Source organism: Pseudomonas sp. KK4 (genome assembly GCF_001984065.1).
Classification (GTDB): Bacteria; Pseudomonadota; Gammaproteobacteria; order Pseudomonadales; family Pseudomonadaceae; genus Aquipseudomonas.
The window spans coordinates 1-25,586 of record NZ_LYVP01000015.1 but is presented as its reverse complement, the minus strand read 5'-3'; the positions used below and the strand labels follow the sequence as shown (position 1 = coordinate 25,586).

Here is a 25,586-nt window from a genome sequence, read left to right as displayed (position 1 = left end):
CGCCATGGGCCTGCAACTGAGTTTCGCCGAAGCCAGCGCCACCGGCCCCCGTGAGGAAAACCAGGACGCCCTGCGCCTGGTCACGCCGGCACCGGCACTGGCCGCCAGCAAGGGTTACCTGTTCGCCATCGCCGACGGCGTCAGCCAGTGCGCCGATGGTGGCCTGGCTGCCCGTTCGACCTTGCAGGCCCTGGCACTGGACTACTACGCGACCCCGGAAACCTGGGGCGTCGCACAGGCTCTGGATCGCCTGCTGCTGGCGCAGAACCGCTGGTTGCAGGCCAACGGCGGTGGGCAGCCGTTGCTGACCACGGTCAGTGCGCTGGTCATGCGTGGCCGGCGTTTCACCCTGGCCCATGTGGGCGATTGCCGGGTGTACCGCTGGCACGCCGATCAGTTGCAGCGGGTCAGCGAGGATCATGTATGGGATCAACCGGGCATGCAGCATGTGCTCAAGCGCGCGCTGGGGCTGGATCAGCACCTGGTGCTGGATTTTCTCGACGGTGAGTTGCGCCTCGATGAGAGTTTCGTGCTGCTCAGCGATGGCATCTGGGCGGTGTTGGGCGATACCGCGATTGCGGCGATTCTGCGTGATCAACCGGATCTGCACAGCGCCGCGCAGACCCTGGTCAATGCCGCGCACCTGGCCGGCAGCCAGGATAACGCCAGCGCCTTGCTGGTGCGGGTCGACGCCCTGGGGGAAACCGGCATTGGCGACGCGCTGATCCATTTGCAGCAATGGCCCCTGCCGCCGGCGCTGAAGCCGGGGCAGGATTTCGAAGGCTGGCAGGTCGAAGGCATCGTTGCTCAGAGCCAGCAGTCACTGCTGTACCGGGTGCGTGACAGTCACCAGCAGCCCTGGTTGCTGAAAACCCTGCCGGGGGCGCTGCATGACGATCACCTGGCCGGGCAGGCGTTGCTGTCGGAGGAATGGTTTCTCAAGCGTGTGGCCGGGCGGCATTTTCCTGAAGTCCATGCCGCCAGCCAGCGTCAGCATTTGTACTACGTGATGCGCGAATATGCCGGGTCGACCCTGGCGCAATTGTTTGGGCAAAGCGGGCCGTTGCCGCTGGCCCAGTGGCAGGACCTGGCCGAACGCTTGCTCAAGGCGGTCGGCCTGTTGCACCGGCGGCAGATCCTGCATCGCGACATCAAGCCGGAAAACCTGTTGCTGGGGGATGACGGCGAATTGCGCCTGCTGGATTTCGGCCTGGCCTGGTGTGCCGGGTTGTCCGAAGACCAGCCCTCGACGTTGCCTGGAACCCCCAGCTTTATTGCGCCGGAAGCCTTTCGTGGTGAAACGCCTACACCGCAACAGGATTTGTATGCCGTCGGTGTGACCCTGTTTTACCTGCTGACCGGGCACTTTCCCTACGGCGAGATCGAAGCGTTCCAGCGCCCACGGTTCGGGGTGCCGGTTTGCGCCAGCCGTTATCGCCCTGACCTGCCGCAATGGTTGAGCCAAAGCCTGGCCCGTGCGGTAGCGGCGGATCCGGCCCAGCGTTTTGAAACAGCCGAAGAATGGTTGCTGCTGATGGATCAGGGGGAGCGCCGCAGCTTGAGTGTGCGGCCCCGTCCCCTGCTGGAGCGCGAACCGCTGAAGGTGTGGCGGGGGCTGGCGGTCGGGGCTTTGTTGATGAATCTGGTGCTGCTGTTTTTTGTATTTCATGGTTAGAGCGGGTTGCGCCTTTCGCGAGCAAGCCCGCGCCCACAGGGGTATGCATTGCAAATGTGGGCTGCAGAATCCAAGAGGAAAACACGATGAACGCAAAAGTCTGGCTGGTCGGTGCGGGCCCTGGTGATCCGGAACTGTTGACGCTCAAAGCCGTACGCGCGTTGCGCGAAGCCGATGTGGTGCTGATTGATGATCTGGTCAACGACGCAGTGCTGGAACACTGCAACGACGTGCGGATCATTCCCGTCGGCAAGCGCGGGGGCTGCCGTTCAACGCCGCAAGCCTTCATTCATCGCCTGATGCTGCGTTATGCGCGTCAAGGCAAATGCGTGGTGCGGCTCAAGGGCGGCGATCCGTGCATTTTCGGACGCGCTGGCGAGGAGGCACAGTGGTTGCGTGAGCACGGGGTGGAGGTCGAGTTGGTCAATGGCATCACCGCCGGGCTGGCGGGCGCCACGCAATGCGATATACCGCTGACCCTGCGTGGCGTAGCCCGCGGCGTGACCCTGGTGACCGCTCATACGCAGGATGGCAGCAGCCTGAACTGGCGAGCCCTGGCCCAGGGCGGTACGACCCTGGTGATCTACATGGGCGTGGCCAGGCTGGGTGAAATTCGTGAGCAATTGCTCGAGGCAGGGATGGCGGCGGACACACCGGTGGCCATGATCGAAAACGCTTCGTTGCCCCATCAGCGGGAGTGTCGCAGTGATCTGAGGGCGATGGAGGACGATGCCTACAGCTTTGGCCTGAAAAGCCCGGCGATTCTGGTGATCGGCAAAGTTGCCGCAGGAAGGACACAACGGACGCAATTGGAATGCATGGCGCTGTAGGAGCGAGCTTGCTCGCGAGAAACGCATGGCCTCAAGCGGCACCTGACACCCCGAGTCATCGTTTACGACCATCGCGAGCGAGTTCGCTCCTCCACGGGCTCGGCACCAACAAATCGCAGGCAAAGAAAAGCCCGGCCTGAGCCGGGCTTTTCTCGGAGCGGCGAGCTAATTACTTAGCTTTAGCTTCAACCTGCGCTTCTACGCGACGGTTAACAGCACGGCCAGCTTCAGTTTTGTTGTCAGCAACTGGGCGGGATTCGCCGTAGCCAACAGACTGAACGCGGGACGATTCAACACCGTACTGGTTGGTCAGAACTTGCTTAACGGCGTTTGCACGACGCTCGGACAGTTTCTGGTTGTAAGCGTCAGGACCGACGGAGTCAGTGTGACCTTCAACAGTAGTGGTGGTGGATGGGTACTGCTTCATGAAGTCAGCCAGGTTCTTGATGTCGCCGTAGCTGTTTGGCTTGACGACCGACTTGTCGAAGTCGAATTTCACGTCCAGCTCAACACGTACAACTTCAGCAACTGCTGGGCAGCCATCAGCGTCAACGGTTACGTTGGCTGGGGTGTCCGGGCACTTGTCAACGTTGTCGCAAACGCCATCGTTGTCGCTGTCGGAGCAGACTTCAGCCGGTGCTGGAACTGGAGCTGCAGCTGGCTTGGAGCCGCCGCCGAAGTTCACACCGATACCGACGCTAGGAGCCCACTCGGTGTCGCCCTTGTCGATGTTGTACTGAGCTTCAACGCCAGCACGGGCGTAGAAGTTCTCGGTGAAGTACAGCTTGGCGCCGCCGCCAACGTTGGCGAAGGTGGAACGGTCACGACCGCCCTTGCCGTTCTGACCGATGCTCTGATCGGAGAAACCAGCCGAAACGTATGGACGCAGCATGTCGCCCGGGTTGTTGAAGTGGTACAGAGCGTCCAGAGCGGTGTTAGCGCCCTTGATGTTACGACCGTCGTCGGAACGCACGTTGTGCACTTCGTCGTAGCCCAGACGCAGTTCAACGTCGTCGGTCAGGAAGTAACCAACGGAACCGCCGAACAGGTTGCCGTTGTTCTTGAAGTTACGAGCGCTGTCGAACTGTTCTTTCTTAGCGAAGCCTTCGATTTCAACTGCGCCTTGGCCCTGTGCCAGAGCGCCGAACGAAGTGGCGGCAATAAGAGAACCAATGGCCAAGCCCAAGGTGTTTTTCAGTTTCATCCGTTAAATCCCCATCTGGTGATTGTGAAGCAGTCCCGCAAACCGGGGGACAACTCGGCGGCAATTCTATCAGAACTTGCCTACACGTAAGAGATATTTGCGCCGAACTAAGTTTCAGCAATGCCTGCAAATTTCTCACGTAATTTGTCTAGAGCGCGTTTGTACCGCATTTTTGTTGCACTCAAGCCCATGTGCATGATGTCTGCGATCTCCTGAAACTCCAGCTCTGCGACAAATCGTAGCACCAGAATTTCACGGTCAATCGGGTTCACATACACCAACCAGCGATCAAGTCCGCCCTTCTCCTCGGGTTTCGGCGCCTTTTCCTCAGACGCTTCTTCGAGGGGGTCAAGACTCAGTGCGTCCATCAAGCGACGCTTTCGCCGTTCTTTCCGATACTGGGTGATGCATTCGTTATACGTGATGCTGTAGAGCCAGGTCTTGAACTTCGATTTTCCCTCGAAGTTCTTCAAGCCATACAACACCTTCAACATCACTTCCTGACAGACATCGTCTGCGTCGCGATCGTTCCCGAGATATCGTGCACAGACGTTAAATAATGTTCGCTGGTAACGCCGCATCAGTTCTTCATAGGCGCGCGTGACGTGAAACAGCTCGGTATGCGAGCGCGCGACCAACTCCTCATCAGAGAGCTCGCGGGGGTCGTAGCGCGTGGAGAGCGGTTGAGCTTTATTCAAAACAAGTCAGGCCGACAGTCAGGTCAATGTCCACCGCAGCCCATCAGGGCTTTTTGCGGCGGCATACATTAGCAGGGTTTGCCGGGTTAGCGGCTACTCACATGCTGCTCCAGGAGAATCCGATTGGAGAGAGAGACTAGCTCACCCTCATCGGTCAGCAATGTGGTTTTAACCGTGCCGATCTCTTCGATCTGCCCTTCGACCTCGCCAACACGCACTTGTTGCCCAACCTGATACAACTCACGCACATAGATTCCCGCAAGAATCTGACCGGCAATTTCCCGGCTTCCCAACCCCATGGCCAGCGCAACCGCCAGACCAACGGTAATCAACACGATGACGATCACATGGTTGAGCAGGTCAGTCTTGACCTCCAACTGGCTGATCGCGACCGAAATGCTGATGATGATCACAAGGCCCTGGGCGATTCGCCCCAGACCGGAAGCATAGTCCAGCCCTACGCCTTCGGCGGCGCCGCGCACCAGGCCATTGGCCAATTGCGCCAGCAGAACCCCTACCAGCAGCACCAGCGCCGCACCGAAAACCTTCGGCAAATACAACGCGAGCATATCCAGCGTAGCTGAAACTCGCTCAAGTCCAAGGGATTCTGCGGCAGAAACCAGAAAAATCAGCAAAACGAACCAATAGACGATCTTGCCGATCAGCGTCGAGATCGGCACCTGGAGACCGGCGCGTGACAGCAATTTGGTCAGGCCGGTACCGCCCATCAGGCGATCGAGGCCCAGTTTGGCGAGCAATTTGGACAGCAGCGTGTCCAGCAGTTTGGCCACGACGAAACCCAGCAGCAGCACCACCAGGGCGCCAAACAGGTTCGGAATGAAGTTCGCAACCTTGGTCCATAGCGCAGTCATTGCAGTGACGAGGCTCTGTGTCCAGAGATCAAGTTCCATATTCAATCAGCCTTATCAGCAGTGCGAGCGTTAGGTTTACGAAGACGGGACACGGGCGCCACATGGGCCGAGCCATTATTGAGGGCAATCATCAGCGCGGGCAGCCAGCGGCCCAGCAGGCTGAACAGATCGCCGGCGCCGACCTGACGGTTGGCGGTTTTCAGTACACGACCAAGGCACGCATCGTCGTCCCGGGTGGACGGTGTGGACTTGAGCATGTCACGCAAAGACTGTTCAAACGGATCGTGCATACGCACCTCTCGTGATGTCTGTGAAAGACGCGGTCACATTTGGTCGGGTCACATTGTTCAATTTCAAACCCAGCGCAATCGTCGGAATAACCACCACTGCCCGAGCGCCACAGAGACCATCAGCAGGCAGGCCACGAGGAAGCCATATGGACTGCCGGATAATGGAATTCCGCCGACGTTGATCCCCAGAAGGCCGGTCAGAAAACTCATCGGCAAAAAGATCCCGGTGACGATCCCGAAGCGGTACATCGTGCGGTTCATGCGCACGCTCAAGCGTCGGTCTTCAGCCTCCAGGACCAGCCCCACCCGCTCCCGGGTCAATTCCAGCTCCTCGAGATAACGGGTCAGGCTGTTGTTCAATTCGTTCCAGTAATCGCCATCGTCCTCGACGAACCAGGGCAATTTTATGCGCGTCAGTTGACCGAAGATATCCCGCTGCGGCGCGAGGAAGCGCTTCAACCCGGCAGCCCGACGACGGATCTGCAAAACCTCTCCATGTTCGGGCGTGTACCGTTCGTCGGCATCCAGCTTTTCTTCTTCGGCGTCGACCACTTCCGAGAGACAGCTGACCAGATCCTGCACCTTGTTGGTGAGGTACTGCGCCATATAAAGGATGAGTTCGGAGGCGGTTCTCGGCCCCTTGCCTTCGGCCAGTTGCACCAGCAGTTCATCGGTGGCGCGCAACGGACGCAAACGCAGGGAAATCACCCGCTGGGCAGACCCGAAGATCCGCACCGACACCATGTCTTCCGGTTCGGCACCCGGGTTGAGGTTAATTCCACGCAAAAATAGCAGCAGTTCGCTGTCGGAAAGCTGTAAAAGGCGCGGACGGGTATTTTCTTCCAGCAGCAGGTCGCAGCTGAATTCGCTCAGGCCACTGGATTGGCGCAACCAGGTCTGGGTTTGCGGGTGGCTGCGATCCCAATGCAGCCACAGGCTTTCATGGGCCTGCAGCTGCAAGTCATCGAGTTCTGTCCGGGCTATCGAACGCGCACCGCCTTTACCGTCCAGCACCAGGGCATGTACCAGCCCCCACTGCGCGTTTTCTTCCTCGAACATCCGCATTCCATTCTTCAAAAAAGTCGACCAGAGCTTACTCAGGCATTTTCAGCGGGCTGGGCGAGACGATCACGCCGTTGTTGTCCGCATAAATGTAGTGCCCGGGATGAAAGGTCACCCCGGCGAAGGTGACCGCAACGTTCAGGTCACCGATACCGCGCTTGTCGGTTTTCATCGGGTGGCTGGCCAAGGCCTGAACCCCCAGGTCGGTTTGCGCGATGACATCGACATCACGGATGCAACCGTAGATCACCAGCCCTTCCCAGCCGTTTTTCGCGGCTTTCTCGGCGATCATGTCGCCCAGCAGCGCACGACGCAGGGAACCGCCTCCATCGACCACCAGCACCTTGCCGTTGCCCTTGAGCTCGGCCTGTTCCTTGACCAGCGAGTTGTCTTCGAAACATTTGATGGTCACGATTTCGCCGCCGAAGGAATCACGGCCGCCGAAATTGCTGAACATCGGTTCCAGCACCTGCACCAGCTCCGGGTAGGCGTCGCACAGGTCAGGCGTGAGGTAATGGTTCATCGAGAAACTCCTGTAAAGAGGAAGGCAGCAAGAACATCGCTGATGATTCAATCATCGAAAATGACCAGAACAGCTCAATCCGTCATATCTTAGCCGCAAGCCTGCCAGAGCGAAATGCCTCTGGCAGAGCGTCCAGCTTAGATGGCTGCACTCAAATTCGCTTGCTCACCCAACAGCGGCGTGTATTGATCCGCCAGCCAGCGTGCCACCAATGGCCAGACCTCAGCCTGGGCCGCCTTGCTCACCAGCATTTCGACGTGACCGAAATTATCGGCGAAACCCTGCTCGCGTCCCAGGTTGATGAATTGCTTGTGCTCGGAGCCCAACTGATCGAACAGCTTGCGACAGGCCCAGGCCGGGTCCTGGTGATCACCGGCGGCACTCACCGCCAGCACTGGCAGCCTGACCTCGGCCAATCCCGCCCACCAGTCCTTGTCGGCATCGCCGAAGCGCCCGAACAGGCCGTACCAGCGCATGCTTTCCAGGGCCAGGCCGATCGGCTCGTCCTCCGGCCCGCGCTTGAGCCGCGATCCGGACAAATGGGCAAAGCGCTTGAGAATGAAGCGCCCGCTCCACTCCACCGGCGGAATTTTCAGCGGCCAGTAGGTGCGGCTGACCTGGGTGCCGAAAAACGCCGCAGAGGCGACCACAGGTTCGCCGATGTACTCGCCGCCCAACGCTGCCGCCAGGGTAATGCCACCCAGCGAGTGACCGATCCAGTGCGGGGCCTGGCCGCTTTGCTCGCGCACGAAGGCACCAATGGCCGGCAGGTCGTAGCGGGCGTAGTCGGCGACGCGGTTTTTGCGGTAGTTCTGGTTGCGCTGGGACAGGCCGTGACCGCGCATTTCCGCCATCCATACATCGAATCCCAGGCGCGCCAGATAAGCACCCAGGCCCAGGCCCTTGGGGGAGAACCAGAAACGTCGATTGGAAAAGCTGCCGTGCAACAGAATCACCGGCACACCGCGCACCGCGGGCCCATCGGCCATGCCCAGGCGTGTCACCGCCAGTTCGACGCTGATGTCCGGGCTGTTGGCGGGTTTCAAACGATAGACATCTTCGCTCAGATCACCGCGCCGCTCGGCGCTGATCAGGGCGACAGGAAATAGGTTGCTGCTGCTTTGCATAATCTCTTGCACAAAAAAGGGCGGCTTCCGAAGGAGCCCGCCCTACTTCAATCTCTAAACGAGTCGCCCCACTCATGTAGGAGCGAGCTCGCTCGCGAAGAACTTCAGAACACCGCGTTCATCCAGGACAAACGCGTCATCGTTTACGTCCATCGCGAGCGAGCTCGCTCCTACAGTGAGGCGAACCGTTCACACGCTATCAGGCAGAAGCTTGACCTTCCGCCAGGAAGAACCAGGTCTCCAGTACGGAGTCAGGGTTCAGCGAAACGCTTTCGATGCCTTGTTCCATCAGCCACTTGGCCAGGTCCGGGTGGTCCGAAGGGCCCTGACCGCAGATGCCGATGTACTTGCCCGCCTTGTTGCACGCGGCAATGGCGTTGGCCAGCAGCTTCTTGACCGCAGGATTTCGCTCGTCGAACAGGTGAGCGATGATCCCCGAGTCGCGGTCCAGGCCCAGGGTCAGCTGGGTCAGGTCGTTGGAGCCGATGGAGAAACCGTCGAAGAACTCGAGGAACTCTTCTGCCAGGATCGCGTTGGACGGCAATTCGCACATCATGATGATGCGCAGGCCGTCCTGGCCGCGGGCCAGGCCGTTTTCCGCCAGCAGGTCTACAACCTGGCTTGCCTCGCCCAGGGTGCGGACGAATGGCACCATGATTTCGACGTTGGTCAGGCCCATCTCGTTGCGCACGCGCTTGAGGGCGCGGCACTCGAGCTCGAAGCAGTCACGGAACGATTCGCTGATGTAGCGCGAAGCACCGCGGAAGCCCAGCATCGGGTTTTCTTCTTCCGGCTCGTAGAGCTTGCCGCCGATCAGGTTGGCGTATTCGTTGGACTTGAAGTCCGACAGACGCACGATGACCTTCTTCGGCCAGAACGCTGCCGCCAGGGTGCTGATGCCTTCGACCAGTTTCTCGACGTAGAAGCCGACCGGGTCGTTGTAACCGGCGATGCGCTTGTCGACGCTTTCCTTGATTTCCAGCGGCAGGCCGTCGTAGTTCAGCAGTGCCTTGGGGTGCACGCCGATCATGCGGTTGATGATGAATTCCAGGCGGGCCAGGCCCACACCGGCGTTCGGCAGCTGTGCGAAGTCAAAGGCACGGTCCGGGTTGCCGACGTTCATCATGATCTTGAACGGCAGGTCCGGCATGGCGTCGACGGAGTTCTTCTTGATGTCGAAGCCCAGCTCGCCTTCGAAGATGTAACCGGTGTCGCCCTCAGCGCAGGACACGGTCACGCCCTGGCCTTCCTTGAGCAGCTCGGTGGCGTTGCCGCAACCGACCACGGCCGGGATGCCCAGCTCACGGGCGATGATCGCCGCGTGGCAGGTACGGCCACCGCGGTTGGTGACGATGGCGCTGGCGCGCTTCATGACCGGTTCCCAGTCCGGGTCGGTCATGTCGGAGACCAGTACGTCGCCTGGCTGGACCTTGTCCATCTCGGACACGTCCTTGATGATGCGCACCTTGCCCGCGCCGATGCGCTGGCCGATGGCGCGGCCTTCCACCAGCACGGTGCCGGTTTCCTTCAGCAGGTAACGTTCCATGACGTTGGCCTGGGTGCGGCTCTTCACGGTTTCCGGACGGGCCTGCACGATGTACAGCTTGCCGTCGTCACCGTCCTTGGCCCATTCGATGTCCATCGGGCACTGATAGTGCTTCTCGATGATCATTGCCTGCTTGGCCAGCTCGCTGACTTCGGCGTCGGTGAGGCAGAAACGCGCGCGATCGGCCTTGTCCACATCGACGGTCTTGACCGAACGACCGGCCTTGGCCTCGTCGCCGTAGATCATCTTGATGGCCTTGCTGCCCAGGTTGCGGCGCAGGATCGCCGGACGACCGGCCTCCAGCGTGCCTTTGTGGACATAGAATTCATCCGGGTTCACCGCGCCCTGCACGACGGTTTCACCCAGGCCGTAGGCGCCGGTGATGAAGACAACATCACGGAAGCCCGATTCGGTATCGAGGGTGAACATCACGCCGGCGGTGCCGGTTTCGGAGCGGACCATGCGTTGTACGCCGGCCGACAGGGCTACCAACTTGTGGTCGAAGCCCTGGTGCACGCGATAGGAGATCGCGCGATCGTTGAATAGGGAGGCAAACACTTCCTTGGCGGCGCGAATGACGTTTTCGACACCACGGATGTTGAGGAAGGTTTCCTGCTGACCGGCGAAAGAAGCGTCCGGCAGGTCTTCGGCGGTAGCGGAAGAACGCACGGCCACGGCCACGTCAGGGTTGCCGGCCGACAGCGCGGCGAACGCGGTGCGGATCTCGGCGTTGAGCTTCTCGGGGAACTCGGCTTCCATGATCCATTGACGGATCTGGGCACCGGTCTTGGCCAGGGCGTTGACATCGTCGACGTCCAGGGCGTCGAGGGCGGCATGGATCTGATCGTTCAGGCCGCTCAGTTCCAGGAAATCACGATAAGCCTGAGCGGTCGTGGCGAAGCCACCGGGTACCGATACACCGGCACCTGCCAGGTTGCTGATCATCTCGCCCAGGGATGCGTTCTTGCCCCCCACATGCTCAACATCGTGTTTGCCGAGCTTATCGAGGGAAACTACGTACTCTACCAAGGTGATCTCTCCACTAACTGTGTTGGAAAAGCTCAGAAGCCGGCTGCTCGGGGGAGCATTTGCCGGCTGTATGGCCTGGACCTGGAAAATAAGTGAGAATGCAGGCCGTTGGCGGCCGGCAAATCGCGCCTATCATATCCAAGAATCGTCACTAGCTTAAGGCCCAAGGTGCAAATGAAACGATCTGCTTTCTTTATCTCCGATGGCACCGGCATCACAGCCGAAACCCTGGGTCAAAGCCTCCTGGCGCAGTTCGAAAACATTACCTTCAGCAAATTCACGCGGCCCTACATCGACAGCGTGGACAAAGCGCGGGCCATGGTACAACAAATCAACAAGGCCGCCGAAGTCGACGGCTTCCGGCCGATCATCTTCGACACCATCGTCAATCAGGACATCCGTGAGATCCTCGCGACTTCCAATGGTTTCATGATCGACATTTTCTCGACCTTCCTGGCGCCCCTGGAACAGGAACTGACCGAGCATTCTTCCTACACCGTCGGCAAATCCCACTCCATCGGCACCAACTCCAATTACATGGAGCGCATCGAGGCGGTGAACTTCGCCCTCGACAACGATGACGGCGCCCGCACGCACTACTACGACAAGGCCGACCTGATCCTGGTGGGCGTGTCGCGTTGCGGCAAGACCCCGACCTGTCTGTACATGGCCATGCAATTCGGCATCCGCGCGGCCAACTACCCGCTGACCGAAGACGACATGGAACGCCTGACCCTGCCCAGCGCCCTGCGCGCCCATCAGCACAAGCTGTTCGGTCTGACCATCGACCCCGACCGCCTCACCGCGATCCGCAACGAGCGCAAGCCCAACAGCCGCTACTCGAGCTACGCCCAGTGCGAGTTCGAAGTGCGCGAGGTGGAAAACCTGTTCCGCCGCGAGAACATTCCGAACATCAACTCCACGCATTTTTCCGTTGAAGAGATTTCGGCGAAGATCCTTGTGGAGAAAGGCGTGGAGCGGCGGTTCAAGTAGTTATGTGGCGTCTGATCTGACGCCTTCGCGAGCAAGCCCGCTCCCACAGGTTTGCCCGTGTACATGGATTTTGCAGTCACAACAAACCCCTGTGGGAGCGGGCTTGCTCGCGAAGAACGATAACGCGCCCCCTCAGATCACAAACAAATCCACAAACCGATTCACCGGTGTGGTCTCAAGCCGCGCCTGGTCCTTGCACAGCGCGAAAATCTCGCTGCTGCGCTGCCCGGTGAATCGTGTCAGCAGGTTCGCCCTGAACTTGTCCTCCAGCAATGGAATGCCCTCGGCACGGCGCCGGCGATGGCCGATCGGGTACTCCACCACCACGTTCGGGGTGCTGGACCCATCCTTGAAAAACACCTGCACCGCATTGGCGATCGAACGCTTGTCCGCCTCGAGATATTCACGGGTAAAACGCGGCTCTTCGACGATGACCATTTTCTCGCGCAGCACATCGATGATCGGGTGCGCCTTGTGGAAGTCGTCCTCATATTGCTCGGCCACCAGATTGCCGAACGCCAGCGGCACGGCAGTCATGTACTGGATGCAGTGATCGCGGTCGGCGGCATTGGCCAGCGGCCCGACCTTGGAAATGATGCGGATCGCCGATTCGTGGGTGGTGATGACGATCCGGTCGATGTCATGCAGGCGATTGCGCACTTGCGGGTGCAGGGTCACGGCGGCTTCGCAGGCGGTTTGCGCGTGGAACTCCGCGGGAAAACTGATCTTGAACAGCACGTTTTCCATCACATAGGTGCCGTAGGGCCGGGAAAAACTGAAGGCCCGTTTATCGTCGGGCTTGAGCGCCAGATCGTTGTTGGTGTGGCTGAACAGCACGTCGTAGAAGCCCCACTGCCTGGCGCTCAGCACACCCGGGATGCCCATTTCACCGCGCAGGGCGATGTCCGCCAGGCGCACGCCACGGCTGGACGCGTCCCCCGCCGCCCAGGATTTGCGCGAGCCGGCATTCGGCGCATGGCGATAGGTGCGCAACGCCTGACCATCGGCAAACGCATGGGACAAGGCCGACAGCATCTGCTCGCGGTTGGCCCCCATCAGTTTGGCGGTGACGGCGGTCGAGGCGACTTTCACCAGCATCACGTGATCGAGACCGACGCGGTTGAACGAGTTCTCCAGGGCAATCACGCCCTGGATTTCGTGGGCCATGATCATCGCTTCGAGCACGGCGCGTACGGTCAGCGGCGCTTCGCCGTTGGCCAGGCGCTTTTGGGATAAATGGTCAGCCACCGCGAGAATGCCGCCGAGGTTATCCGACGGATGGCCCCATTCCGCGGCGAGCCAGGTGTCGTTGTAGTCGAGCCAGCGCACGATGCAGCCGATGTCCCACGCGGCCTTGACCGGATCCAGCCGAAACGAAGTGCCCGGCACCCGGGCGCCGAACGGCACGACCGTGCCTTCCACGAGAGGCCCCAGGTGTTTGGTGCATTCAGGAAAGCGCAACGCCAACAGGCCGCAACCGAGGGTGTCGATCAGGCAGTGGCGGGCGGTGTCGAGGGCTTCGGGCGATTCGATCTTGAAGTTGAGGACGTAATCGGCAATGTCCTGCAGGACCGGGTCGTAGTCGGGGCGGTTGTTCAGGTCGACGTTGGCGCTCATGTTCGATTCACTCGTGAAGTGGTTCGTTGATGGGACCTCGGTTCAGGCAAATCGCGGTGGTCACTATTGTTAATTGGAATGAAGGACCAATTGTGGGAGCGGGCTTGCTCGCGAAGGCGGCGTCACATCCAACGAATGTGTTGATTGACACACCGCTTTCGCGAGCAAGCCCGCTCCCACAGGGTTCTGCAGTGGCTTAGAAGGCGTCGCCCGGCACTCGCACATAACCTTCCATCAGCACCCGCGCGCTACGACTCATGATGGCTCTGTTCACGGTCCATTCGCCGTTGACCTGGCTGGCCTCGGCGCCGACACGCAAGGTGCCCGACGGATGGCCGAAGCGCACCGCGTTGCGCTCGACACCGCCGGCCGCGAGGTTGACCAACGTCCCGGAAATCGCCGCCGCGGTACCGATCGCCACCGCCGCCGTGCCCATCATCGCGTGGTGCAGCTTGCCCATGGACAAGGCCCGCACCAGCAGGTCGACATCGCCGGCCGCAATCGCCTTGCCGCTGGAAGCCACGTAGTCCGCAGGCTTGGCAACGAACGCCACCTTGGGCGTGTGCTGGCGCTTGGCCGCTTCGTCGACATGGGCGATCAGGCCCATGCGCAGCGCGCCATAGGCGCGGATGGTCTCGAACATCAGCAGCGCTTTCGGGTCGCCGTTGATCGCGCCCTGCAGCTCGGTGCCGGTGTAGCCGATGTCTTGGGCGTTGACGAAAATCGTCGGGATGCCGGCGTTGATCATTGTCGCCTTGAAGGTGCCGACTCCGGGCACTTCCAGCTCATCGATCAGGTTGCCGGTGGGGAACATCGAACCGCCCGCACCCTCTTCTTCCGCGGCCGGGTCGAGGAATTCCAGTTGCACTTCGGCAGCCGGGAAGGTCACGCCGTCGAGTTCGAAATCGCCGGTTTCCTGCACTTCGCCGTTGGTGATCGGTACGTGGGCGATGATGGTCTTGCCGATGTTGGCCTGCCACACGCGCACCACGGCCACGCCGTTGTGCGGGATGCGGCTGGCGTCCACCAGGCCGTTGCTCACGGCAAAGGAACCGACCGCCGCCGAGAGGTTGCCGCAGTTGCCGCTCCAGTCGACGAACGGCTTGTCGATGGAGACCTGGCCGAACAGGTAATCGACGTCGTGATCGGCCCTGGTGCTTTTCGACAGGATCACGGTTTTGCTGGTGCTGGAGGTCGCGCCGCCCATGCCGTCGATTTGCTTGTCGTAAGGGTCAGGGCTGCCGATCACCCGCAGCAGCAACGCATCGCGCGCCGGGCCGGGGACCTGCGCCGCTTCGGGCAGATCCTTGAGGCTGAAGAACACGCCCTTGCTGGTGCCGCCGCGCATGTAGGTGGCGGGAATCTTGATTTGAGCTGGATGAGCCATTTGCCCTCCTTCAAAGCAGGCAAGGGACTTGAAATCCCCTGCCCGCGCATCGTTATTAAACGGCGACCGCCGACTCTTCGAGGAAGTCCCGGGCAAAGCGCTGCAACACGCCGCCGGCCTCGTAGATCGACACTTCTTCGGCGGTGTCGAGGCGGCAGGTCACCGGCACGTCGACGCGTTCGCCGTTCTTGCGATGGATCACCAGCGTCAGCTCGGCACGCGGGGTGCGGTCGCCGATCACGTCGTAGGTTTCGCTGCCGTCGATGGCCAGGGTGTGGCGGTTGGTGCCGGGTTTGAACTCCAGCGGCAACACGCCCATGCCCACCAGGTTGGTGCGGTGGATACGCTCGAAACCTTCGGCGGCGATCGCTTCCACACCCGCCAGACGCACACCTTTAGCCGCCCAGTCGCGGGACGAGCCCTGACCGTAGTCGGCGCCGGCGATGATGATCAGCGGCTGCTTGCGATCCATGTAGGTCTCGATGGCTTCCCACATGCGCATGACCTGGCCTTCCGGCTCCACACGAGCCAGCGAGCCCTGCTTGACCTTGCCGTTTTCCTGGACCATTTCGTTGAACAGTTTCGGGTTGGCAAACGTGGCGCGCTGCGCGGTCAAGTGGTCGCCACGGTGCGTTGCGTAGGAGTTGAAGTCCTCTTCCGGCAGGCCCATTTTCGCCAGGTATTCACCGGCGGCGCTGTCGAGCATGATCGCGTTGGACGGCGACAGGTGGTCGGTGGTGATGTTGTCCGGCAGCACCGCCAATGGGCGCATGCCCTTGAGTGGGCGCGCGCCGGCCAGGGCGCCTTCCCAGTACGGCGGACGGCGGATGTAGGTGCTCATTTCGCGCCAGTCGTACAGCGGCGCGACTTTCGGGCCGGTGTCTTCGTGGATGGCGAACATCGGGATGTAGACCTGACGGAACTGCTCCGGCTTCACCGAAGCCTTCACCACCGAGTCGATTTCTTCGTCGCTCGGCCAGATGTCCTTCAGGCGGATTTCCTTGCCATCGACCACGCCCAGCACATCTTTTTCGATATCGAAACGGATGGTGCCGGCGATGGCATAAGCGACCACCAGCGGCGGCGAGGCGAGGAACGCCTGTTTGGCGTACGGATGAATCCGCCCGTCGAAGTTACGGTTGCCGGACAGCACTGCCGTGGCGTACAGGTCACGGTCGATGATCTCTTGCTGGATCACCGGGTCCAGCGCACCGGACATGCCGTTGCAGGTGGTGCAGGCGAAGGCCACCACGCCGAAACCGAGCTGTTCCAGCTCATTGGTCAGGCCGGCTTCGTCCAGGTACAGCGCCACGGTTTTCGAGCCCGGCGCCAGGGACGATTTGACCCAAGGCTTGCGGGTCAGGCCAAGCTTGTTGGCGTTACGCGCCAGCAGGCCGGCGGCGATCACGTTGCGCGGGTTGCTGGTGTTGGTGCAGCTGGTGATGGCGGCGATGATCACCGCACCGTCGGGCATTTGCCCCGGTACGTCTTCCCACTGGCCGGAGATGCCTTTGGCCGCCAGATCCGACACCGCGACGCGGGCGTGCGGGTTGCTCGGGCCAGCCATGTTGCGCACCACCGAAGACAGGTCAAACGTCAGGCCGCGCTCGTATTGCGCGCCCTTGAGGCTGTCGGCCCACAGACCGGTGGTCTTGGCGTAGTTCTCGACCAACTGCACCTGCTCGTCTTCACGGCCGGTGAGCTTGAGGTAGTCGATGGTCTGCTGGTCGATGTAGAACATCGCCGCGGTGGCGCCGTATTCCGGGGCCATGTTGGAGATGGTGGCGCGGTCGCCCAGGGTCAGGGCCGACGCGCCTTCACCGAAGAACTCCAGCCAGGCACCGACCACTTTCTGTTTACGCAGGAACTCGGTCAGCGCCAGCACCATGTCGGTGGCGGTGATGCCCGGCTGCAGCTTGCCGGTCAGTTCGACGCCGACGCTTTCCGGCAGACGCATCCAAGAGGCGCGGCCAAGCATCACGCTCTCGGCTTCCAGGCCGCCGACGCCAATGGCGATCACGCCCAAGGCATCGACGTGGGGGGTGTGGCTGTCGGTGCCGACGCAGGTGTCGGGGAACGCCACGCCGTCACGCACCTGGATCACCGGAGACATTTTCTCCAGGTTGATCTGGTGCATGATGCCGTTGCCCGGCGGGATCACGTCGACGTTCTTGAACGCCTTCTTGGTCCAGTTGATGAAGTGGAAACGGTCTTCGTTGCGACGGTCTTCGATGGCGCGGTTCTTCTCGAACGCCTCGGGATCGAAACCGCCACGCTCGACGGCCAGGGAGTGGTCGACGATCAGTTGCGTCGGCACCACTGGGTTGACCTGCGCCGGGTCACCGCCCTGCTGGGCGATGGCGTCGCGCAGGCCGGCCAGGTCCACCAGCGCGGTCTGGCCGAGGATGTCGTGGCACACCACGCGGGCTGGGAACCAGGGGAAATCCAGGTCGCGCTTGCGTTCGATGAATTGCTTGAGCGATTCGGTGAGCGTGGCCGGGTCGCAGCGACGCACCAGGTTTTCCGCCAGCACGCGGGAGGTGTACGGCAGGGTGTCGTAGGCGCCGGGCTGGATGGCCTCGACCGCCGCGCGGACGTCGAAGTAATCCAGATGGCTGCCGGGCAACGGTTTACGGAATTCTGTGTTCATCGTCAGGACTCGGTCACGGTAGTTTCAAAAGGTGGGGCTTGGCACCTGGTCACGGAAATCACTCGGTCAAAGGTGGGAGCGGGCTTGCTCGCGAAAGCGGTGTATCAGCCGACATGAATGTTGAATGTCAGTCCGTATTCGCGAGCAAGCCCGCTCCCACATGGGCCTCCGGTTCAATCAGCAACCCGCGTGGCAGGCCCCCACCATTCAGCGTTGTTCGATTGGCACGAACTTGCGCTGTTCGACGCCGGTGTATTCGGCGCTCGGGCGGATGATGCGGTTGTTGGCGCGTTGTTCGTACACGTGGGCGGCCCAGCCGGTCAGGCGCGAGCAGACGAAGATCGGGGTGAACAGCTTGGTCGGGATGCCCATGAAGTGGTACGCCGAGGCATGGTAGAAGTCGGCGTTCGGGAACAGTTTCTTCTGCTCCCACATGGTCTTGTCGATGGCTTCAGAGACCGGGAACAGCACCTTGTCGCCCACTTCGTCAGCGAGTTTTTTCGACCAGCCCTTGATCACCTCGTTGCGCGGATCATTGTCCTTATAGATCGCGTGGCCGAAGCCCATGATCTTGTCCTTGCGCTCGAGCATGCCCAGGGTGCCCTTGATCGCCTCTTCCGGCGAGCTGAAGCGCTCGATCATTTCCATCGCTGCTTCGTTGGCGCCGCCGTGCAGCGGGCCGCGCAGCGAACCGATGGCCGCGGTGATGCAGGAATACAGGTCGGACAGGGTCGATGCGCACACCCGTGCGGTGAAGGTCGAGGCGTTGAATTCGTGCTCCGCGTAGAGGATCAGCGAAACGTTCATCACCTTGACGTGCAACTCGCTCGGTTTCTTGCCGTGCAGCAAGTGCAGGAAGTGGCCGCCGATGGACGGCTCGTCGCTCACGCAGTCGATGCGCTTGCCCTCGTGGCTGAAGCGATACCAGTAGGTCATGATCGCCGGGAACGCGGCCAGCAGACGGTCGGTCTTGTCGTGCTGCTCGGAGAAGTTGAGCTCCGGTTCCAGGTTGCCCAGGAACGAGCAGCCGGTGCGCATCACGTCCATCGGGTGGGCGTCGGCGGGGATGCGCTCCAGCACTTCTTTCAAGGCCTGTGGCAGGTCGCGCAGCTTGCTCAGTTTGGTGATGTAGGCCGCCAGTTGCGCCTTGGTCGGCAGTTCGCCGTACAGCAGCAGGTAAGCGACTTCTTCGAATTGTGCGTCAGCCGCCAGTTCGCGAACGTCGTAGCCGCGATAGGTCAGGCCCGCGCCCGACTGGCCCACGGTGGACAATGCGGTTTGCCCGGCCACCTGGCCACGGAGCCCGGCGCCACTGAGTACTTTTGCTTCGGCCATTGCTGTCTCCAGTTTTCTTGAAATTTTTAGGGGAAACTCATTGCTCTTCTGTAGGAGCGAGCTTGCTCGCGATGGTGGACGGCACACCGCGGGGTATCAGGCTTTCCGCGTCATCGTTGACGTCCATCGCGAGCTCGCGCCTACAGGTACAGGGTGTTACTTCTTCGCGGCAAACAACGCATCGAGCTTCTGTTCGAAGGTGTGGTAATCGATGCGATCGTAAAGCTCCATGCGAGTCTGCATGGTGTCGATGACGTTCTGTTGCGTGCCGTCGCGGCGGATCGCGGTGTAGACGTTTTCCGCCGCCTTGTTCATGGCGCGGAAGGCCGACAGCGGGTACAGCACCAGCGACACATCCGCTCCAGCGAGCTGCTCGGTGGTGTACAGCGGGGTCGCGCCGAATTCGGTGATGTTGGCCAGGATCGGCGCTTTCACGCGGCTGGCGAACAGTTTGTACATCTCAAGCTCGGTGATGGCTTCCGGGAACACCATGTCGGCGCCGGCCTCGATGCAGGCGGCGGCGCGATCCAGCGCAGACTCCAGGCCTTCCACCGCCAGGGCGTCGGTGCGGGCCATGATCACGAAGCTGTCATCGGTACGGGCATCGACGGCAGCCTTGATGCGATCGACCATTTCCTGCTGCGAAACGATTTCCTTATTTGGACGGTGGCCGCAGCGCTTGGCGCCGACCTGGTCTTCGATGTGAATCGCCGCCGCGCCGAACTTGATCATCGACTTGACGGTACGCGCCACGTTGAACGCCGAGGAACCGAACCCGGTGTCCACGTCCACCAGCAGCGGCAGGTCGCAGACGTCGGTGATGCGACGCACGTCGGTCAGCACGTCATCCAGGCCGGTAATGCCCAGGTCCGGCACACCGAGGGAACCTGCAGCCACCCCGCCACCGGACAGGTAAATGGCCTTGAAACCGGCACGCTTGGCCAGCAGCGCGTGGTTGGCGTTGATCGCGCCGACCACTTGCAATGGATGCTCGCTGGCGACCGCATCGCGGAAACGCTGGCCTGGGGTGCTTTTGTTGGAACTCATGACTCACCTCGTTCAGTGGCTGTCGGGTTGGCGCCGTCCTGGTAGTGACGGGCGATGTTGCGTTTGGAAGCGCCGATGTGTCGACGCATCAACAACTCGGCCAGTTCACCGTCACGGTCGGCGATGGCATCGAGAATTCGGTGGTGTTCGGCAAAGGCCTGGTGCGGGCGATTGGGCGTGGTGGAAAACTGGATCCGGTACATGCGCACCAATTGATAGAGCTCGCCGCAGAGCATTTGCGTCAGGGTGCGGTTACCGCTGCCCTGGATGATCCGGTAATGAAAGTCGAAATCGCCTTCCTGCTGGTAATAGCCGCGACCGGCCTGGAACGCTTCATCACGTTCGTGGGTTTCGAGCACGCGGCGCAGTTCATCGATCTCTTCGACGCTCATGCGCTCGGCCGCCAGGCGGCAGGCCATGCCTTCGAGGGATTCGCGGATTTCGTAGAGTTCGATCAGCTCGGCGTGATTGAGCGACACCACCCGCGCGCCAACGTGCGGCACGCGCACCAGCAGGCGCTGGCCTTCCAGGCGATGGATCGCCTCGCGCAGCGGCCCGCGGCTGATGCCGTAGGTGCGGGCCAGCTCCGGCTCGGAGATTTTGCTGCCCGGGGCGATCTCGCCCTTGACGATGGCCGCCTGAATGCGCCGGAAGACGTTCTCGGAAAGTGTTTCCGTATCGTCCTGGGCAATGACGGGGGGATCAAGTTGATCCAGCATATTGTCGACACCTTTAAAGCTGATGCGGCAAAAACTAGCGAATCAACCCATGTTAGTCAAAGGATAATTAGGTATTGTCGACAATCGTCTAATAACCGCTTGATCACTCCATGATCCGTGAGAGAACGATCAGGCCGGCCGGCAGCGCTGGCACCATAAAACCACCGTGCTAGAATGCCGCCCGCATTTGTTTGTCACATCTGCACGGTCTGTCATAAATATCTGATAGGCATACGAGGAGCTTGCGCAGCAATGCCAGGGTCTTGAATCGAAAAACGGACCGCTGCGCACCAGGATTTATGAGACTCAAGCCCTTCCCCACCTTCCTTTATTTTCTATGCCTGCCCGGGTTCGCAGCGGCGGGGGAAAAGACTGTGTATGGCCTCAATGAATACGCATCGCTGGGGGGCATCGACCTGGAAGTGGCGGCCAAACTCGATACCGGGGCCAAGACCGCCTCCCTGAGTGCCCGGGACATCAAGCGCTTCAAGCGCAATGGCGAATCCTGGGTACGCTTCTATCTGGCGATCGACGCCGCCCATTCGCACCCGATCGAACGGCCGCTGGCCCGGGTCAGCAAGATCAAGCGCCGTGCCGGCGACTACGACCCGGAAGAAGGCAAGAAGTACACCGCCCGTCCGGTGATCGAGCTGGATATCTGCATGGGCTCGGCATTACGCAGCATAGAAGTGAACCTGACCGACCGCAGCGCGTTCCAATACCCGCTTTTGATCGGCTCCGAAGCGCTCAAGCGTTTCGATGCGCTGGTCGACCCCAGTCTTAAATACGCTGCCGGCAAACCCGCCTGCGCCACCGACGCTCATACCGCAGAGTAATTCCAATGCGCTCTCTTACCCTTCATCTGAAAATGCTGATCGCCATCCTGGTGGTGCTGGGCATTTCAGTCACGGCCTATCAGATCTTCGTGCTGGGCATTCCCGTGACCGAAGATGCCACCGACGACTTGTGGAACATCGACGCCAAGGTCGAGTTCGTCGCCAGTGCCAAAGACCCGGTCAAGATTCAGATGTTCGTGCCGCCGCTGAGCCGCGACTACGTCAGCCTCAATGAGAGCTTCATCTCCAATAACTACGGGGTGGCGGTCAACCGCGTCGACGGCAACCGCAAGGTCACCTGGTCGGCACGCCGGGCCAAGGGCAACCAGACGCTTTATTACCGTCTGGTGCTGACCAAACGCTACAGCGCGGAAAAAACCAAGATCAAGGGCCCGACCTTCCGCGACAGCATCGCCGTCGAAGGCCCGGAAAAAATCGCCGCCGAAGCCCTGCTCGCGCCGATCCGCCAACACTCGGCCGACGTCGAGACCTTCGTCGGCGAAGCCATCAAGCGTGTCAACAATGTCAACGACGACAACGTCAAGCTGCTGCTGGCCGGTGATCCATCAACCTCGCAAAAGGCCCGGATCGTCGAACTGGTGCTGTCCATCGCCCACGTGCCGGTAGAAAAAGTCCACACCATCCGCCTGGTGGCCGATCAGCCGCAAACCCCGGAACTGTGGCTGCGCAGCTTCAACGGCACCGACTGGCTGTACTTCAACCCGGAAACCGGTGAGCAGGGCCTGCCCACCGACCGCCTGCTGTGGTGGACCGGCGATGAGAACCTGATCACCGTCGATGGCGGCAAGAAGACCACCGTCACCTTCACCATGAACAACAGCGAAATGAACGCCATTCGCCTGGCCAAGCTGACGGACGAGAACACCGACGCCAATTTCCTCGAGTACTCGCTGTACGGCTTGCCGCTGCAAACCCAGCAAACCTTCATGATCATGGTGATGATCCCGATCGGCGTGCTGGTGATCCTGATCCTGCGCAACCTGATCGGCCTGCAGACCCTCGGCACCTTTACCCCGGTGCTGATCGCCCTGGCCTTCCGCGAAACCCAGCTGGGCTTCGGCATCGTGCTGTTCACCATCATTACCGCCCTGGGGCTGTCGCTGCGCTCCTACCTCGAGCACCTGAAGCTGCAAATGCTGCCGAGGCTGTCGGTGGTGCTGACTTTCGTGGTGGTGCTGATCGCGGCCATCAGCCTGCTCAGCCACAAGCTGGGCCTGGAGCGCGGCCTGTCGGTGGCGCTGTTCCCGATGGTGATCCTGACCATGACCATCGAACGCCTGTCGATCACCTGGGAAGAACGCGGCGCCAGCCATGCCATGAAAGTGGCGATCGGTACCTTGTTCGCCGCCTCTCTGGCGCACCTGATCATGACCGTTCCGGAGCTGGTGTATTTCGTGTTCACCTTCCCGGCGATCCTGCTGATCATGGTGGGCTTCATGCTGGCGATGGGGCGCTATCGCGGCTACCGCCTGACCGAACTGGTGCGCTTCAAGGCCTTCCTGAAAAAGGCTGACGCTTGATGTTCGGCTTCTGGAAGACCTGGAAGGCCCTGGAAGCCCGGGGCATCATGGGCATCAACCGGCGCAACGCGGACTACGTGCTCAAGTACAACAAGCGCAGCCTGTACCCGATCGTCGATGACAAGATCATCACCAAGGAACGCGCCATCGCCGCCGGCATCCATGTGCCGGAGCTGTATGGGGTGATTTCCACCGAGAAGGAAATCGACAGGCTCGACGAGATCATCGGCGGACGCAGCGACTTCGTGATCAAACCGGCCCAGGGCGCCGGCGGTGACGGCATCATTGTCGTGGCCGACCGCTTCGAGGGCCGCTATCGCACGGTGTCGGGCAAGATCATCAGTCACGAGGAGATCGAGCACCACATCTCCAGCATCCTCACTGGCCTCTATTCCCTGGGCGGGCACCGCGACCGGGCGCTGATCGAATACCGCGTGACCCCGGACCAGATCTTCAAGAGCATCAGCTACGAAGGCGTGCCCGACATCCGCATCATCGTGCTGATGGGTTACCCGGTGATGGCCATGCTGCGCCTGCCGACCCGCCAGTCCGGCGGCAAGGCCAACCTGCACCAGGGCGCCATCGGCGTGGGCGTCGACCTCGCCACCGGCCTGACCCTGCGCGGCACCTGGCTGAACAACATCATCGCCAAACACCCGGACACCACCAACGCGGTGGACGGCGTGCAACTGCCCTATTGGGACGGCTTCATGAAACTCGCCGCCGGGTGTTATGAGCTGTGTGGCTTGGGTTACATCGGTGTGGACATGGTGCTGGACCAGGAAAAAGGCCCGCTGATTCTTGAACTCAATGCCCGGCCGGGATTGAACATCCAGATTGCCAACGACTGCGGGTTGACCTTGCGTACCCATGCGGTGGAGGCACGGCTTGAGGATTTGAAGGCACGCGGTGTGACGGAGACCGTTGAAGAGCGCGTGGCGTTCGTGCAGGAGATGTTCGGGCATATTCCGCCGGTTGAGGGCTGATCCCTGCCTTGAGTTGCCTCCCGTTCTTGTGGACTCATCCAGTTTCCGTGGCGAGGGAGCTTGCTCCCGCTGGGCTGCGCAGCAGCCCCCCCAGACACGCCAACACCACCGAGTCGTCGGGTATTGCGACTGCTTCGCAGCCGAGCGGGAGCAAGCTCCCTCGCCACAGGTTGCAGCCGCTTCCAATCTGCCAATTTCCGACATCCCCCTAGGACCAAATCCCACAGGAGACTACAATCGCCACCCCGCCTCGATGGCTGATCCAACCCGCCCATGTTGACCTGTTCCGTACACCCCCTGCCCTATCGCGCCAACCCCGCCGACTACTTCGCGGCCATCCGCCATGCCCCCGGTGCGGTGCTGCTCGACAGCGGCCGGCCGACCGCCGATCGCGGTCGCTTCGACCTGCTCAGCGCCTGGCCAATCGAGCAACTGGCGGTACTGCCTGACGAGAGCGGCAGCGATTTCCTGCAACGCCTGCGGGACAATCTGGCGCGCCTTGGCCTAGCGACCGTTTCGGATGAACTGCCCTTCGCCGGCGGACTGATCGGCTACCTGAGCTACGATTTCGGCCGGCACCTGGAACACCTGCCTACCCAGGCGCAAGACGATCTGCAACTGCCGGATGCGCGCTTCGGTCTGTACGACTGGGCGCTGATCAGCGATCACCATCGGGCCAGCAGCCAATTGGTGTTTCACCCGTCACTGGCGGACAGCGAGCGCCAGCGCCTGATCCAACTGTTCAGCCAGCCAATCACTGACGCGATCGAGCCGTTCACCCTGCAGGCGCCGATGAATGCCGACCTGAGCGCGGAACAGTATCGCCAGGCAATCGAGCGCATTCAGCAGTACATCCAGGCCGGCGACTGCTATCAGGTCAACTTCGCCCAGCGCTTCCGTGCCCCCTGCCAGGGTGATCCATGGGCGGCGTATTGCGCGTTGCGCCTGGCTTGCCCGACGCCGTTCTCCGGTTTCCAGCGCCTGCCCGATGGCGGCGCGGTGTTGAGCCTGTCACCGGAACGCTTCGTCAAAGTCAGCGAACGCCAGGTGGAGACCCGCCCGATCAAGGGCACCCGCCCCCGTGGCCTGACGCCTGCCGAAGACGCGGCGAACGCCGCCGAACTGCTGGCCAGCCCCAAGGATCGCGCGGAAAACCTGATGATCGTCGACCTGCTGCGCAACGACCTCGGTCGCACCTGCCGCACGGGTTCAGTCCGGGTGCCGGAATTGTTCAGCCTGGAAAGCTACCCCAACGTGCATCACCTGGTCAGCAGCGTGACCGGCGAACTGGCGGATGGCCGGGACGCCCTTGACCTGATCGCCGGCAGCTTCCCTGGCGGCTCGATCACCGGCGCACCGAAGATTCGCGCCATGCAGATCATCGACGAGCTGGAACCCACCCGACGTGGCTTGTACTGCGGTTCGTTGCTGTACCTGGACGTGCGCGGCGAGATGGACAGCTCCATCGCCATTCGCAGCTTGCTGGTCAAGGATGGGCAGGTGTGTTGCTGGGGCGGTGGCGGGATTGTCGCGGATTCGGACTGGCAGGCGGAGTATCAGGAGTCGATTACCAAAGTCAGAATCCTCCTCGAAACCCTTCAGAACCTCTAGCTTTCTTG

The 25,586-nt window shown here is 61.2% G+C and carries 21 protein-coding genes; 7 read left to right on the top strand and 14 right to left on the bottom strand.

Features of this window, described 5'->3' with window-relative positions; genetic code table 11:
* Positions 1-4 precede the first annotated feature (4 nt).
* Positions 5-1,675: a bifunctional protein-serine/threonine kinase/phosphatase gene (locus B0W55_RS08085; RefSeq protein WP_077045487.1), complete on the top strand. Its 1,671-nt coding sequence runs from the start codon at positions 5-7 to the stop codon at positions 1,673-1,675.
* An 86-nt stretch (positions 1,676-1,761) separates the two neighbouring features.
* Positions 1,762-2,505: a uroporphyrinogen-III C-methyltransferase gene (gene cobA, locus B0W55_RS08080; protein ID WP_077045486.1), complete on the top strand. Its 744-nt coding sequence runs from the start codon at positions 1,762-1,764 to the stop codon at positions 2,503-2,505.
* 169 nt (positions 2,506-2,674) lie between these two features.
* On the opposite strand, the gene B0W55_RS08075 is transcribed toward cobA, so the two are convergent.
* From B0W55_RS08075 to ppsA, 8 genes are all read right to left on the bottom strand, one after another.
* Positions 2,675-3,709 (bottom strand): OmpA family protein, encoded by a 1,035-nt coding sequence (locus B0W55_RS08075; RefSeq protein ID WP_077045485.1) that lies wholly within the window; start codon positions 3,707-3,709, stop codon positions 2,675-2,677.
* Positions 3,710-3,816: 107 nt separating this feature from the next.
* Positions 3,817-4,407 carry an RNA polymerase sigma factor SigX gene (gene sigX, locus B0W55_RS08070; protein WP_016773832.1) on the bottom strand — a complete coding sequence of 197 codons (591 nt, stop codon included), beginning with the start codon at positions 4,405-4,407 and terminating at the stop codon, positions 3,817-3,819.
* Positions 4,408-4,493: 86 nt separating this feature from the next.
* On the bottom strand, positions 4,494-5,318 hold the full coding sequence (locus tag B0W55_RS08065) for a mechanosensitive ion channel domain-containing protein (RefSeq protein WP_008048604.1): 825 nt from the start codon (positions 5,316-5,318) through the stop codon (positions 4,494-4,496).
* A gap of 2 nt (positions 5,319-5,320) precedes the next feature.
* Positions 5,321-5,569: a CrfX protein gene (locus B0W55_RS08060; protein WP_077045484.1), complete on the bottom strand. Its 249-nt coding sequence runs from the start codon at positions 5,567-5,569 to the stop codon at positions 5,321-5,323.
* Between the two features lie 63 nt (positions 5,570-5,632).
* Positions 5,633-6,628 carry a zinc transporter ZntB gene (locus B0W55_RS08055; protein WP_077045483.1) on the bottom strand — a complete coding sequence of 332 codons (996 nt, stop codon included), beginning with the start codon at positions 6,626-6,628 and terminating at the stop codon, positions 5,633-5,635.
* A gap of 34 nt (positions 6,629-6,662) precedes the next feature.
* Positions 6,663-7,154: a ribonuclease E activity regulator RraA gene (gene rraA, locus B0W55_RS08050; RefSeq protein ID WP_008061717.1), complete on the bottom strand. Its 492-nt coding sequence runs from the start codon at positions 7,152-7,154 to the stop codon at positions 6,663-6,665.
* 137 nt (positions 7,155-7,291) lie between these two features.
* Complete coding sequence (locus B0W55_RS08045) at positions 7,292-8,281, bottom strand: alpha/beta fold hydrolase (protein WP_077045482.1); 990 nt, start codon at positions 8,279-8,281, stop codon at positions 7,292-7,294.
* A gap of 199 nt (positions 8,282-8,480) precedes the next feature.
* The gene (gene ppsA, locus B0W55_RS08040; RefSeq protein WP_077045481.1) at positions 8,481-10,856 is read right to left on the bottom strand and encodes a phosphoenolpyruvate synthase; all 2,376 of its coding nucleotides are present in this window, start codon (positions 10,854-10,856) and stop codon (positions 8,481-8,483) included.
* A 174-nt stretch (positions 10,857-11,030) separates the two neighbouring features.
* Between ppsA and B0W55_RS08035 the strand changes: the two genes are divergently transcribed.
* Positions 11,031-11,849 (top strand): pyruvate, water dikinase regulatory protein, encoded by an 819-nt coding sequence (locus B0W55_RS08035; RefSeq protein ID WP_077045480.1) that lies wholly within the window; start codon positions 11,031-11,033, stop codon positions 11,847-11,849.
* Between the two features lie 132 nt (positions 11,850-11,981).
* Here the strand turns inward: B0W55_RS08035 and prpD are convergent, their stop codons facing one another.
* From prpD to B0W55_RS08005, 6 genes are all read right to left on the bottom strand, one after another.
* Positions 11,982-13,466 carry a 2-methylcitrate dehydratase gene (gene prpD, locus B0W55_RS08030; RefSeq protein WP_077045479.1) on the bottom strand — a complete coding sequence of 495 codons (1,485 nt, stop codon included), beginning with the start codon at positions 13,464-13,466 and terminating at the stop codon, positions 11,982-11,984.
* Positions 13,467-13,662: 196 nt separating this feature from the next.
* Positions 13,663-14,853, bottom strand: coding sequence for a 2-methylaconitate cis-trans isomerase PrpF (gene prpF, locus B0W55_RS08025; protein WP_077045478.1), 1,191 nt, complete (start codon positions 14,851-14,853; stop codon positions 13,663-13,665).
* 55 nt (positions 14,854-14,908) lie between these two features.
* Positions 14,909-17,503 (bottom strand): Fe/S-dependent 2-methylisocitrate dehydratase AcnD, encoded by a 2,595-nt coding sequence (gene acnD / locus B0W55_RS08020; RefSeq protein WP_077045477.1) that lies wholly within the window; start codon positions 17,501-17,503, stop codon positions 14,909-14,911.
* Positions 17,504-17,710: 207 nt separating this feature from the next.
* A complete protein-coding gene (prpC, locus tag B0W55_RS08015; RefSeq protein WP_077045476.1) occupies positions 17,711-18,838 on the bottom strand; it encodes a 2-methylcitrate synthase in 1,128 nt (375 codons plus the stop codon).
* Between the two features lie 156 nt (positions 18,839-18,994).
* The gene (gene prpB / locus B0W55_RS08010) at positions 18,995-19,885 is read right to left on the bottom strand and encodes a methylisocitrate lyase (protein WP_077045475.1); all 891 of its coding nucleotides are present in this window, start codon (positions 19,883-19,885) and stop codon (positions 18,995-18,997) included.
* Positions 19,882-20,601, bottom strand: coding sequence for a GntR family transcriptional regulator (locus B0W55_RS08005; RefSeq protein WP_175645480.1), 720 nt, complete (start codon positions 20,599-20,601; stop codon positions 19,882-19,884). Before B0W55_RS08005 ends, prpB begins: the two co-directional genes overlap by 4 nt.
* Before the next feature lie 302 nt (positions 20,602-20,903).
* Between B0W55_RS08005 and B0W55_RS08000 the strand changes: the two genes are divergently transcribed.
* From B0W55_RS08000 to pabB, 4 genes are all read left to right on the top strand, one after another.
* A complete protein-coding gene (locus tag B0W55_RS08000) occupies positions 20,904-21,440 on the top strand; it encodes an ATP-dependent zinc protease (RefSeq protein ID WP_077045473.1) in 537 nt (178 codons plus the stop codon).
* Positions 21,441-21,445: 5 nt separating this feature from the next.
* On the top strand, positions 21,446-22,981 hold the full coding sequence (locus tag B0W55_RS07995; RefSeq protein WP_077045472.1) for an inactive transglutaminase family protein: 1,536 nt from the start codon (positions 21,446-21,448) through the stop codon (positions 22,979-22,981).
* Positions 22,981-23,967, top strand: a complete 987-nt coding sequence (locus tag B0W55_RS07990) for an alpha-L-glutamate ligase-like protein (protein ID WP_077045471.1) — start codon at positions 22,981-22,983, stop codon at positions 23,965-23,967. Before B0W55_RS07995 ends, B0W55_RS07990 begins: the two co-directional genes overlap by 1 nt.
* A 273-nt stretch (positions 23,968-24,240) precedes the next feature.
* Positions 24,241-25,578 carry an aminodeoxychorismate synthase component I gene (pabB, locus tag B0W55_RS07985; protein WP_077045470.1) on the top strand — a complete coding sequence of 446 codons (1,338 nt, stop codon included), beginning with the start codon at positions 24,241-24,243 and terminating at the stop codon, positions 25,576-25,578.
* Positions 25,579-25,586: the final 8 nt, after the last annotated feature.